Here is a 12,045-nt window from a genome sequence, read left to right on the forward strand (position 1 = left end):
TTAGGTCAAGTGACGCCATCGGCAAATAACGTTATCATGAGGTGCTTAAAAATAAAACGAGAGAAAGCATGAAACTTATTAAACCATGGCTTGGGCTAGTCTCTTTAGCGGCGCTAAGCCTTGCTACAGCGCAGGCTAGCATGCCTAAAAGCCAAATATTACTTGCTGATTTAAATACACCCTACGGTATGCAAGTGAGTATAGTGAGCGACAAAAATAGCTATAACAACCAACCTTATTTAACAAACCAGGGTATTTATTTCACCCATGAAGTTATTTCAAGCGAGCAAAGTCAAACCGATATTGCCTATTATGATTTAGCAACCAAGCAAGTAAGCAACATAACAAATACGCCAGTGAGCGAATATTCGCCCACTGTTATGCCCTCAAAACAAAGTTTATCGGCCATTGTGGTAGAGCAAGATAGCAAACAAAAGTTGTGGCAATACCCACTCAATATTGAGCAAGCACCAAGCCGTATTTTTGATTGGATTGAACCTGTTGGCTACCACGCATGGGGCGCTCAAAGCGATTTAGTGATGTTTATTTTAGGTGAGCCACATACATTGCAATATACTTCGGTTGCTGCGGCAAAAGGCGAGGTGGTAGCAAGTAACATAGGGCGTACGCTTATTTATAACAGTAAAACCGCAACATTTTTATTTAGTTACACAAAAAATGATCAGCATATTTTAGCAAGCTTTAACCCGCAATCTAAACAGGTAGAAGATTTACTTAGATTGCCAGAGCAAGTACAAGACTTTATTTTAAAAGATGCTAATACAGTGGCTTATGCGGTTAAAAACCGTGTATATATGCGTAATTTAAGCGGCAGCGATGAGGTTTCTCAATGGCTTAACTTAAGCCCATATTGCGAGACAAACATAACGCGAATGAGTTATAAAAACGACAAACTTGCCTTTGTATGCGATGTAAAATAATTCGGACTTTGCAGCGCGTATAGGCTAATGTAATGCACAATTAAACATTAAAGGGATCACCACGTGGCTTATAGTGCAGATGAGTTAACAGAGCAGCTCATTCAGTTAAAGTGCAGAAGCAACTTTAAAATTAAAAACATTGCTGAGTACATGTTAGCAAATTCTAAAGAAGCAATTTATACCCACAGCGAAGCGGGTAAAGGCAAAATAATTATTCGGCCAGCCTTTGAAGTGTTTAGCGATGATTTTGCAACAATTGATGAGGTAACACGAGTACAAGGTTATTTTCATAGTAGCGAGATGACACGCTTTCCTACACGTATTCACAAAAGTGCGCAGCCGATTCACTATGGTGTGGCCTTTAAAATTAATTCAGAGCAAGCAGCAAAAGACTTTATTGCTAAGCTAACACAGATTATTAACGGGTAAATAAAAGCCGCTGAGTGAATAACTCAGCGGCTTTTTTAATTATACTTATTTGCTTTTAATTAAGCTTATTTGCTTTTTAAAAAGTCATTAACTGATGCCAGTTCACGCTCTTTAAGCGCAATACAGTCATGGGTACTTTCTTCAAGCTTGCTTAGCGTACGCGCGTAGCCCGGTGTTTCTTCAATTTTATCTTTAAAGAATGCTTGCGTGGTTGCTAAACTTTGTTCATCACAACGCGCGGTTGTAAAGTACGGTAAGTTAGGCACAAAAAACGGCGGTAAGCTTTGTGTTACCTTGTCGTAATTGTTGTATATCCACTCAATAAATAGTGCTTGGCGTGGCTCGCTATAACTTTGACCCGCTAAAATAGTGCGCATATCAGACGCGGTTACTTCGTCGGTTAGGGTGTACGCTAATACCTGCTTTTGTAACTGCGCTTTACCCATAAAGCCCATTGCAGCCAGCATGTTTGTGCGTACTTGTGGATCTTTAGTGGTTTTAAAGGTTGCCATAAATTGATCAAGTAAGGCTTTATCCCCATTATAGGCGGCAAGTTTTAAGTAGGTAGCTGCTAAATACGGATCCACTTTTTGCGGATCGTTTAAGTACACTTGCGTTTGCTCTTTTGCTTTGCTGATCACACGTTGATCTTCGCCATCAAAACCAAGTAAGGACACAACACCCGCACGTAGTTGCGATACTGCACCGTCTTCGCCAGCTTGTGCTTCAAGTGAGTATTTTTTAGCTGCAGGCATTACTGCACTGCGAATAAACTCAGGCCATAACGCTTCGTTGCTTTCATCTTTAAAGGTATTTTTTTGCGATACCAAATAGCCCAGCGCTGTATTTGCAACGCGAGGGTGATCATCGCTCACAAATACTTCTAAGGTTTGCATTAACTTAGCCGCCGATATTACACCCGCATCAAGTAGTGCATCAGTGGCAGAGAGCAGCGCTAAGCGCTCACGATCATTAAGTGCTTGCGGAGCATGTTTTATTAGCGAATCAAACTGCGCATCGTCCATTACCCAACGGTAATAACCTAGCGCCCCTTCATCGGGATAAATCCACTGTGGCTCAAAATCAAGTGTTAAGGTTTGGCTTTGCTTATTGAGTAAAATACTGGCTGTTTTTACTTTATCGCCAGCGCCATATTTTATCCCAACGGGGACATTCCAAAGCTGTGCGGGTGCATCTACACCAGCATTAGCAAAGCGACTTTGCGATATAGTAATTTTTTTACCGTCTTGTTTTACATCTACTAGCGGAAAAGAAGACTGTTCAATAAATGATTTTAAAACACTCGCAACATCTTTATTAGAAGCTTTACCTAGTGCTTCCCATAAATCGGCTGCTTCGGCGTTTTTATACGAGAATTTTTTTAAGTAACTTTGAATCCCTTTTTGGAATGCCTCTTCACCAATCCAGTTTTCAACCATAGCCAGTACTGCGCTGCCTTTACTGTAGGCAAGCCCTAAACCATCCATAATATCGGCTTCGGTTTTAATCGGTTTACGAATCGGCTTAGTGCTTAAGCGAGCATCTAATGCCATTACGTTGTTTTGTGGTAAATCGAGGTGAGATTCAAATTCTGGATTAAGCTGCTTAGTAACCTTTGCCGCCATCCAGCTGGCAAATGCTTCGTTTAACCATAAGTCGTTCCACCATTTCATGGTAACTAAGTTACCGTACCATTGATGGGCAAGCTCGTGAGCAATAATCGACACATTACGCTGTTTTTTACTGCGTGTAGCAGCTGCTAAATCAACCAGTAATATATCTTCGCGGTAGGTTACTAGGCCTGAGTTTTCCATTGCGCCAAAAGGAAACTCGGGTACTGCTACCGAGTCGAGCTTTTTATAAATATAAGGGATACCAAAATACGCCTCAAGTGCAGCAAGTACTTTTGGCATGTTCTCTTTTGCGTAATCAGCTAAATGTATTTTACCCTGCGGGGTAATAACACGCCCTGGAATTGGCATGTCTTGTATTTCAAGCTCTTCAAAAGGGCCCACGGCCATAGCCACTAAATAAGAAGGAATAGGTGGCGTTTTATCAAAGTAATGCGTTGTCATCTCGCCGTTAACTGTGGTTTTAAGCTCTGGCGTATTGGCATAAACCTTTTGTGACGTTGGCGCTGTAATCGTTAACTGAAACGGTATTTTATAACTTGGTTCATCAAATACCGGAAATGCACGGCGTGCATCATTCATTTCAAACTGAGTAAATAAATAAGGTGTGCCCTGATCAATTGTTTTGTATAAGCCTACACTTTGGCGATTATACGGCGCAGAAAAATCTATTTTTAGGGTGTACTTCCCCGGTTGAATTTGCTCATCACAGCTAAATTTTACTTTTTCTGTTTTTAGCATTTCGTTATTTAAGTCGCAGTTTTCATCGCCTAGTAACTGCGCCATTTTAACAGCGTAAGCCACGCCGTTAAGTTCAATGTAATGAGTGGGTTTTAACACTTCTAGGGCTATTTCTGTCATCCCTGTAAAGGTGTCTTGGCTTGGGTCGAGTGTTAACGACACCTTTTGTGAACTTGGTTTAGCAAGCTTTTCGATAACGAACTCGTTAGCGTTGGCAGTAGTCATTGCTAAAGCAACACTTACTGTTAATAGGCTTTTTAAAAACATAGTGATCCCTAGATTGTTGTTGTTAGAAACTGACTCAAACAGGCATTTCTATGCCCTTAAAAATTGAGATTTAGATATCCTAGCAGTTTTTTTTATGAGAGTAATTTAATAAAGTGGCTGCTTGGATTTAAAATAGTAACAAATAGTGTCAGTGGCTCTGGCGCAGCTTAAAGCGCTGCCAGTGCAGCTGTGGGTTAATGGTGCGAATTTGCTGTATTACGTTGTTTAGTAAGGCGGTATCGTCAAATTTATCATTGGGGTATTCGTTAAACCCCATTAAATAATTAAAGGCGTCTTTTGAATTAGCCTGTAATGCGTAAATACGTACTTGTTGCTCAAAATTAAGTCGTAGGCTACTTATGGCGGTTTTCATACCGAGTTGATCAACAGTGGGAATGGCACATTTTTGCAAATAACCCGCACGCTCACCTTCACCAGTAAACCAAATGCGTACTTTTTCGCTGTAACGGCCAGACTTAGCCGGTAAATCAAACAACAAACGTGTGTGATTATGTGCTTTAACAAAGGCAATAAAGTCGTTAAGCCCTGCATCAACTAAGGCTTGATGCACCGGAACCAAGCGCGCTTTTATTTTTCCATTAGTATGAAAATTAAAACATAAAATGCCATTTTTAAGCTCAAGATCGTCAAGCGTTAAGCAGCCAATTTCATCGCTATATGCGCCACTGTAATAGGCAATTAAAGGCAACCAAAAATGCCAATGCTTTGCTTGCTCTCTTGCTACTTTAAAGTCGCCATAAATATAGCCGTTATAAAGCGTATGCAGTTCCATTGCTGAAAAAGGGCGGCGGCCAAGATGGGTTTTCAACGTAATCCCTTGAAATTAATGACATGTTATATTTTATACTTAAAACAGATAAACATGCGAGTATCGATTCTAGTATTTATGTTTTTAGCTACAAAACAAAAACACCCACTTAAAAAGCAGGTGTTGTATTCACTATTTAATTGATAGTGGCAGTTATTCGCTAAGTGCGCGTGCTAAGCCAACAGGCTCTATTTCTACACACACTTGGTCGTCATTCCAATTTAAACCAACTAATGCGCTGTCTTCGTTTAAATCTTCTACCCACTCATCTAAAAATTCATCTAAATTAATTTCTACAGGCGTGAATTCTTGCCACTCTTCTTTACACTGGGCTTTTGCTGCGTCTTCGCTTTCCCATAAAAGCAGTACATCCGTTTCGGCAAACTGGTTAGATTCGCACACTACAAAGCCGCCGTCGTCGCCACCTAACGCCCACACTTGCTCGCTTAAACGTACTTTTTCTACAAAGCTAACTAGTTGTGATTCAATTTCAATATCGCTCATGTGTTTACCTTATTTGTTTAGAGTCTGGGATCGGTGCTTACTGCAGCTTGACGCGTGCCATAGTCGTTATAAAAACTGACTAAAGCAGCGTGTTGGCTAAAGTCTGTTAATTCACGAAAGCAAATCCAATCAAGTAGGCAGTATAAACTGATGTTAAGGCATTCACAGCCTTTAAATTCATCATCGTTTAAATGACTATTTAAATAGCTTAATGTTTGTGCAATTCGTTCGTTTTGCAGATTAAAAAATAATTTATCGTCGTTAGTATCAAACCCTGAGCGTCTGCTAAGTGCTAACTCTACTAACGAGTCGTTACAGGCGTTAATAATATTAAGTAGGTGCTCTTGCGACCAGCTTAGTGGTGTTTTACCAGCCTTGGCGATAAGGTAACGTAAAATAATGGTTGAATCGCTTAGCGTTAAATCACCATCAATTAAAACCGGTATTTTTCTTCCTGGGTTGTTACTGGCTAAGGTAGGGCGGTCTTGCTCAGAAAAAATATCTAGGTTTACTAGCGCTAAGTCAACATTGTTTTGTGCTGCCCACATTCTTACTCTGCGCGCAAATGGAGAAGGGTTAGATCCTATAAGTTTCATAATTGCTCCTAAAAAAAGCCGCATAAGCGGCTTTTTGTGTTGCGATAAGTCAACGTTATTCTGAGCGGCTTGTCACTTCTAGTAAGTGATAGCCAAACTGTGTTTGTACAGGGCCTTGAACTTGATTAATTGGTGCTGAAAATACAACTTTATCAAACTCAGGTACCATCATACCTGGGCCAAACTCGCCAAGTGCTCCGCCGTCTTGACCAGAAGGACAGTTTGAATATGTTTTTGCAAGCTCTGCAAAGTCTTCGCCTTGTTCAATCTTAGCTTTTAAATCTAAGCACTCTGCTTCGCTGTCTACTAAAATGTGCCTTGCACTTGCCACTGCCATAAAATCTCCTGTTTAAAGTTGGTGTATTTAACCATTAAAGCCAGTCTAGTTAGTTTTAACTCGCAGTACCAGTATAAACTTAATTGATGAGTAGCGTATTTTCAATTGCATCAATTAATTCTTTTGAATTAGGAGCTACTTTACTGTTAAAGCGTTTAATTGTTTTGCGATCAGCTGAAACTAAATATTTATAAAAGTTCCAGTTAGGTGAGCTGGTTTGCGCGTTTAAGTGTTTAAATATTGGATTTGCATCACTGTCGCGAACTTCGCTGGTAGTAAACATAGTAAAAGTAACGCCGTAATTAATAAAACACACTTTTGCTATGTCTTTTTCATCGTTTTCTTCTTGAAAAAAATCATCAGATGGAAAACCTAATACCACCAAACCTTTGTCTTTGTATTGTTGGTGTACTTTTTCAAGGCCTTCAAATTGAGATGTAAAACCACAATTGCTTGCTGTATTTACAATGAGCAAAGGGCGGTTTTTAAATTGGCATAAGTTTAAGGATTCTTTTGAGCGCAGCTTACGTATCTCTACATTTGTAAAGTCTTCACATTGTTGCTGCTGTTGTTTGCTGGGTAACGTGTCATTTGCTTGGGCAGCTAAGCTCGTAATAAAAATACTGAGCCCTAGTATCGTTTTTTTTAACATACTCAACGCCTAAATTTATAATTGTTTGACTAGTCTATCTTACGCTAATATGCACAAAAGTGATCAACAATATTAAGCTGTTATGACTACACGTTTAGCCACTATAGAAGATTTGCCTGCCATTGTCGCAATATACAACGAAACGATCGCCTCGCGTATGGTGACCGCCGATACCGAAGAAGTATCGGTAGAGAGCAAACGTGAGTGGTTTAATAGCCACACCGATAAGCGGCCTATTTATGTTTATTGCGAAAATGACCAAGTACTTGCTTGGCTAAGTTATAAATCGTTTTATGGGCGCCCCGCATACGATGGCACCGTCGAAATGAGCATTTATATTACCAAAGCGGCGCAAGGTAAAGGGCTTGGAAAAAAGCTGATGGAGTTTGCCCAAATAGAGGCTAAACAGCTCGAAATTGATGTATTGCTTGGTTTTATATTTAGCCACAACTTACCAAGTATTAAGTTATTCAAGCACTTTGGTTTTAGCGTATGGGGTGAGTTGCCTCATATCGCGGTAATGGATAACACACGCTACAGTTTAACAATATTCGGTAAGCATCTACCAAAATAGTTGTGGAGCTTATCGGTAAAAAAATCAAAATTAAGTCTAACAACCTATACCAACTAAGAAATTATAGGCTACGCTATTAACATATAAAGTGTTTACGATAGTGTGGCTTAATGAGTCGAAAAATTTTAATTGTAGATAGCAGCAGTGTTATCGCAATGAGAGTGAAAGTTTTACTAGAATTAATAGGTTGTGAGGCTGAGCTCGTTCATTACTCTATGATTGATTTATACTCTAACACCAGCCAGTATGACTTGGTAATTGGTGCTTACGGAGTGCCGTGTGAAGTAATAAAGTCGTTAGCTCAAAAAATCTCACAAGACCGATGTGTATTACTTGCCCCTAAAGCCGAAAGCGGTGAGCAACTTAGCGCCTTTAGTGAGCTTAATAAGCTAGTCCCTGATGCAACGGTTATTTATCCGTTTTTTTCAAATAAAGAAATTACCTCATTACTCGAAAACCTCTTAGAGCTTGGCTCTAGTCACGTTCTAAAACTCCCCACTATTTTACTTGTTGATCATATGCCTGAGCGCCTTGAAAAAATGAAAAGTAATTTAGTCGGGGCGCATATCAAAACCCTAACCGCAACCAGCGCAACTGAAGCGGTGGCAGTGGCTAATAAAAACAGTATAGATATTTTAATTAGCGATTTTAGCTTTGAAGATGGCACCGGTTTAAATATTTTTTCTGCTATTAAAATGTCTCAACCAGATTGCCGATGCTTATTGTTTACCGCACGCCCTGAGCAAGTTTCAATGATTGAGGCAATTCGTAAAGGGGTCGAAGATGTTTTAATAAAGCCTCTAACCGATAGCGTACTGCTGCAATCGGTACATAAATTGTGGCAAACAGAGCTTTTAAAACGCCGTAACGCTGAGCTAGTTGAGCGTTTGCAAGATACCGTTGATGCATTAATCGAAAAAGACAGCCTACTACAAGTTATTTATAAAAATACGCCTGACGCCATTATGCTATTTGAGCGCAGCGGCAAAGTAATAGAAGCAAACGATGCCTGCTTAAGGCTGTTTAAGCTACCCTTTGACAAACTCGCGGGCTTTTCTGTATTTGAATTTTTAGATGAGGAATCAAGTGCTGAAATAAAAAATAAAATCAGCACACTCAATCGTAACCGCCAATTTAGTAGCGACCTACGTTTGCAAAAAACAGACGGCGGGTATATTCCGCTGGTTGGCTCGTTTAACGAAATAGACCACCATGGCGAAATTGCGTTAGCGGTTATATTTAAAAATGTAACTCACTTAAAACAAAAAGAAGAATTACTCCTTGAAGCCAAAGACCTACTTGAGGAGCAAGTGCGAGCTCGTACTTCGCAGCTAGAGCATGCTAAAAATGTGGCCGAAGCTGCCAATTTAAGCAAATCGGAATTTTTGGCTAACATGTCGCACGAGTTACGCACCCCTATGCACTCTATATTAAGCTTTTCACGATTTGGTTTGAGTAAGTTAGAAGCGGGCGATTTTGCTAAAGATAAACTCTTAAAATATTTATCTCGTATTGAAAGCAGCGGCGAGCGTTTACTGTCGTTATTAAACAACTTACTTGATTTATCTAAATTGGATGTAGGGAAATTTCCATTTAACCCACGTCCATACAATATAGAAAGCATTATAAAAACCAGTATTGATGATGTCTCTGGTACGGCTATGGAAAAAGAAATTGAAATTGTTTTTTCAAAACCCGGGCCAGTGGTTGTGCAGTGTGATGAAGAGCAAATTAATCAGCTATTGCGCAATGTGTTAGGTAACGCACTTAAATTTAGCGAACCTAAAAGTCGTATTGAAGTGAACTTAATGGCTGATCAAGATAGCGCCATTATTGATGTAATAGACAATGGAATAGGTATACCTGAGGATGAATTAGAGCACGTGTTTACTAAATTTGTACAAAGCAGCAAAACGAACAGTGGCGCTGGTGGTACTGGTTTAGGGCTTGCGCTTTGTAGAGAGTTTGTAGCGCTTCATCAAGGCGAAATTACGGCAAGTAATAATAGCGATGGTGGTGCAACAATTAGGATTCAGGTACCCCTAGAAATAGATTTAGATGAGCATTTAGCCGATGATAAGCTAGCAGTGCAAGATAGCTAATTATATGTGTAAGTAATGTTTAAATGATATTTAATTGGATGATGAAAATATGGCCTTAACTAAAATTCTTGCTGTAGATGATGAACCTTTCAACCTTGAAATTATTGAAGAAATTTTAGAAGATCTTGATTTCGAATTACAAGTTGCCACAAGCGGCCCTGAGTGTTTAGCCATGGTTGAAGGCTATATGCCCCAAGTTATTTTACTTGATGTAAGTATGCCGCAAATGAATGGCTACGAAGTGTGTAAAGCATTAAAGGCGAATCCGAATACCGCGCATATAATTGTTATGTTTGTTTCCGCTAGAGGAACGGTTGAAGAGCGTATGGAAGGTTACTCAGTCGGTGCTGAGGATTACATTGTAAAACCGTTTGGGCATGATGAGCTTAAATCAAAACTTAAAAACTTAAACCAAGTATTAATAGAAAAACAAAGCCTTGAAAAACAAGTAGAAGATGCAACATCTACGGCATTTAACGCTATGGCAAACAGTAGCGAAATGGGGCAAATAGTTAATTACATTGAAAACATTGGTTTTATTAATAATCCGCAAGATTTAGGTAAAGCCTTAATAGACTGCTTACAAACGTTTGACCTACAAAGTAATGTTGAATTTAGACATGGCGATACAATAGAGCACTTTGCCCTTAATGGAGTGTGTTCGCCGATTGTAATTGAGCTGTTTGATATGCTTAAAAACAAAGGTCGCTTACATGAGTTTTCTCACCGAATATTAGTTAACTACGAGATGATTAGCTTGTTAATTCTGAACATGCCAGATCACGACCCAGATAAACACGGGCGTATTCGTGACCACGTTTGTTTTATTGTCAGTGTGACTGAACAGCAGTTACGTGCAATTATGACCAAGCAAATGCTTGAGTCGCAGCAGCAAAAGCTAAATGATGTAGCCAGCACAGTGCATAGTAAGTTTCATGGCTTGATTGGGTTACTAAACGAAAACCGCGAAAGTAACGAAAAGGTATTCAAGCAATTACAAGAAGACCTTGAAGTGCGCATACCCACAATGGGATTAGATGAAGACCAAGAGGTGTTTATTTATAAAAAAGTGGACGAAACTATTCAAAATTCAATTGCCAGAGAAGAGTCGGTTAAACAAGTTAAAGCCGCCTTTGCTGAAATTGAACAAGATTTATCTTTGTTACTTAAAAAATAAACCTCTCATAATAAGGCTCACCTGAGTGATTTACGCATCACGAGGTAAGCCTTTTTCGACAATTCTAATTAGGCGCTGTGTTTTACGAAGTTGTTCTCGTTGTTTATTATTTTGTTGCTCAAGCGCCCACTCTATATGCTCTTTTACTAGCTGCGAGCTAGACTCATGTTTGCTTTCTAAAGCGTTAATAATGCTAGGGCTAAAATCGGCATTGCCTAAACCCACCGCTAAATTACGCAACCAACGTTCGTGTCCAATACGGCGAATTGGGCTGCCTTCGGTATTTTTTAAAAAAGTAGGTTCGTCCCAGTCAAATAGCTCAAGTAAGTCTTTGTTTTTTAATTGCGTACGGGGATGAAAGTCTTGCTCATCGGTAATTTGACCATAACGGTTCCATGGGCAAACCAATTGGCAATCGTCGCAGCCATAAACTCGGTTCCCTAATAATGCACGGTATTGCTCAGGTATAGGCCCTTGGTGCTCAATGGTTAAGTACGAAATACATTTGCGTGCATCTACCACATACGGCTCTACAATTGCCCCTGTTGGGCAAAGCGTAATGCAAGCAACGCATTTACCGCAGCCTTCAAACGTGTTTTCATTATCTATTGGCAGGGGTAAATCAACAAAAAGCTCACCTAAAAAAAACCACGACCCAGCTTCTTGGTTTATTAATAAAGAGTGTTTTCCTCGCCAGCCCAATCCCGCTTTTTCAGCAAGCTGGCGCTCAAGCACAGGCGCAGAGTCTACAAATGGCCTAAAACCGTAATCGCCAATTTCTTGCTCTATTTTTTGGCCCAGTTTTTTTAGTCGGTTGCGCATTAATTTGTGATAGTCACGCCCTAATGCGTAGCGGCTAATGTAGGCTTTTTCGGTGTTTTTTAGTGTTTTGGCAAAACTAGCATCAGGGGGCAGGTAGTTCATTTTTACCGAAATAACCCGCTGGGTGCCAGGGACTAGTTCAGCAGGGCGAGCGCGCTTCATGCCATGGGCTGCCATATAATCCATAGAGCCATGGTAGCCCGCATCTAACCAGCGCTGTAATTGTGCTTCGTGTTTAGATAGGTCTATATCGGTAATACCCACCTCACTAAAGCCGAGTTCTTGGCCCCAGGCTTTAATATTTTTGGCTAGCTGTTGATAGTTAGGGGTTGAGTTACTCACACACATTACACACTTAAATAATTAGCTGCGTAATTTACCATATTTATAAAGCGCTGTTGAATGTTGCCAGTTAAAATATTAAGGCAATATACCGCTCGGCT

12 protein-coding genes are annotated in these 12,045 nt (G+C 39.9%); 5 read left to right on the top strand and 7 right to left on the bottom strand.

Features of this window, described 5'->3' with window-relative positions; all coding sequences use genetic code 11:
* Nucleotides 1-68: 68 nt before the first annotated feature.
* A complete protein-coding gene (locus PSH54_RS09180; protein ID WP_273605986.1) occupies nucleotides 69-941 on the top strand; it encodes a hypothetical protein in 873 nt (290 codons plus the stop codon).
* A gap of 63 nt (nucleotides 942-1,004) precedes the next feature.
* A complete protein-coding gene (locus PSH54_RS09185) occupies nucleotides 1,005-1,370 on the top strand; it encodes a hypothetical protein (RefSeq protein WP_004589427.1) in 366 nt (121 codons plus the stop codon).
* Between the two features lie 65 nt (nucleotides 1,371-1,435).
* Here the strand turns inward: PSH54_RS09185 and PSH54_RS09190 are convergent, their stop codons facing one another.
* The 6 genes from PSH54_RS09190 to PSH54_RS09215 form a co-directional block, all read right to left on the bottom strand.
* Nucleotides 1,436-4,009, bottom strand: a complete 2,574-nt coding sequence (locus PSH54_RS09190; protein WP_273605987.1) for a M1 family metallopeptidase — start codon at nucleotides 4,007-4,009, stop codon at nucleotides 1,436-1,438.
* Between the two features lie 148 nt (nucleotides 4,010-4,157).
* Nucleotides 4,158-4,838 carry a hypothetical protein gene (locus tag PSH54_RS09195; protein WP_029774055.1) on the bottom strand — a complete coding sequence of 227 codons (681 nt, stop codon included), beginning with the start codon at nucleotides 4,836-4,838 and terminating at the stop codon, nucleotides 4,158-4,160.
* Nucleotides 4,839-4,991: 153 nt separating this feature from the next.
* Nucleotides 4,992-5,342, bottom strand: coding sequence for a DUF2750 domain-containing protein (locus PSH54_RS09200; protein WP_004589430.1), 351 nt, complete (start codon nucleotides 5,340-5,342; stop codon nucleotides 4,992-4,994).
* A 17-nt stretch (nucleotides 5,343-5,359) separates the two neighbouring features.
* Nucleotides 5,360-5,938 carry a glutathione S-transferase family protein gene (locus PSH54_RS09205; RefSeq protein ID WP_064384752.1) on the bottom strand — a complete coding sequence of 193 codons (579 nt, stop codon included), beginning with the start codon at nucleotides 5,936-5,938 and terminating at the stop codon, nucleotides 5,360-5,362.
* A 55-nt stretch (nucleotides 5,939-5,993) separates the two neighbouring features.
* On the bottom strand, nucleotides 5,994-6,275 hold the full coding sequence (locus PSH54_RS09210) for a peptidylprolyl isomerase (RefSeq protein ID WP_004589432.1): 282 nt from the start codon (nucleotides 6,273-6,275) through the stop codon (nucleotides 5,994-5,996).
* A 79-nt stretch (nucleotides 6,276-6,354) separates the two neighbouring features.
* Nucleotides 6,355-6,927, bottom strand: a complete 573-nt coding sequence (locus PSH54_RS09215; protein WP_273605988.1) for a glutathione peroxidase — start codon at nucleotides 6,925-6,927, stop codon at nucleotides 6,355-6,357.
* A gap of 82 nt (nucleotides 6,928-7,009) precedes the next feature.
* On the opposite strand from PSH54_RS09215, the gene PSH54_RS09220 reads away from it, so the two are divergent.
* The 3 genes from PSH54_RS09220 (at nucleotide 7,010) to PSH54_RS09230 (ending at nucleotide 10,780) form a co-directional block, all read left to right on the top strand.
* A complete protein-coding gene (locus PSH54_RS09220) occupies nucleotides 7,010-7,501 on the top strand; it encodes a GNAT family N-acetyltransferase (RefSeq protein ID WP_273605989.1) in 492 nt (163 codons plus the stop codon).
* A gap of 110 nt (nucleotides 7,502-7,611) precedes the next feature.
* Nucleotides 7,612-9,603, top strand: coding sequence for a sensor histidine kinase (locus PSH54_RS09225; protein ID WP_273605990.1), 1,992 nt, complete (start codon nucleotides 7,612-7,614; stop codon nucleotides 9,601-9,603).
* Nucleotides 9,604-9,652: 49 nt separating this feature from the next.
* Nucleotides 9,653-10,780, top strand: a complete 1,128-nt coding sequence (locus PSH54_RS09230; protein WP_024033288.1) for a response regulator — start codon at nucleotides 9,653-9,655, stop codon at nucleotides 10,778-10,780.
* 30 nt (nucleotides 10,781-10,810) lie between these two features.
* Here PSH54_RS09230 and queG read toward each other — a convergent pair whose 3' ends face one another.
* Nucleotides 10,811-11,944, bottom strand: a complete 1,134-nt coding sequence (gene queG, locus PSH54_RS09235) for a tRNA epoxyqueuosine(34) reductase QueG (protein ID WP_054982668.1) — start codon at nucleotides 11,942-11,944, stop codon at nucleotides 10,811-10,813.
* Between the last annotated feature and the right edge of the window lie 101 nt (nucleotides 11,945-12,045).

The sequence above is a fragment of the Pseudoalteromonas sp. Angola-30 genome (assembly GCF_028599215.1).
Classification (GTDB): Bacteria; Pseudomonadota; Gammaproteobacteria; order Enterobacterales; family Alteromonadaceae; genus Pseudoalteromonas; species Pseudoalteromonas atlantica.

What these genes read in the sequence shown, in the direction of transcription:
- PSH54_RS09230 (WP_024033288.1), top strand. Translation starts at nt 9,653, where the DNA reads ATGGCCTTAACTAAAATTCTTGCTGTAGATGATGAACCTTTCAACCTT.
- PSH54_RS09200 (WP_004589430.1), bottom strand. Translation starts at nt 5,342, where the DNA reads ATGAGCGATATTGAAATTGAATCACAACTAGTTAGCTTTGTAGAAAAA.
- PSH54_RS09225 (WP_273605990.1), top strand. Translation starts at nt 7,612, where the DNA reads ATGAGTCGAAAAATTTTAATTGTAGATAGCAGCAGTGTTATCGCAATG.
- PSH54_RS09190 (WP_273605987.1), bottom strand. Translation starts at nt 4,009, where the DNA reads ATGTTTTTAAAAAGCCTATTAACAGTAAGTGTTGCTTTAGCAATGACT.
- PSH54_RS09180 (WP_273605986.1), top strand. Translation starts at nt 69, where the DNA reads ATGAAACTTATTAAACCATGGCTTGGGCTAGTCTCTTTAGCGGCGCTA.
- PSH54_RS09220 (WP_273605989.1), top strand. Translation starts at nt 7,010, where the DNA reads ATGACTACACGTTTAGCCACTATAGAAGATTTGCCTGCCATTGTCGCA.
- PSH54_RS09210 (WP_004589432.1), bottom strand. Translation starts at nt 6,275, where the DNA reads ATGGCAGTGGCAAGTGCAAGGCACATTTTAGTAGACAGCGAAGCAGAG.
- PSH54_RS09215 (WP_273605988.1), bottom strand. Translation starts at nt 6,927, where the DNA reads ATGTTAAAAAAAACGATACTAGGGCTCAGTATTTTTATTACGAGCTTA.
- PSH54_RS09205 (WP_064384752.1), bottom strand. Translation starts at nt 5,938, where the DNA reads ATGAAACTTATAGGATCTAACCCTTCTCCATTTGCGCGCAGAGTAAGA.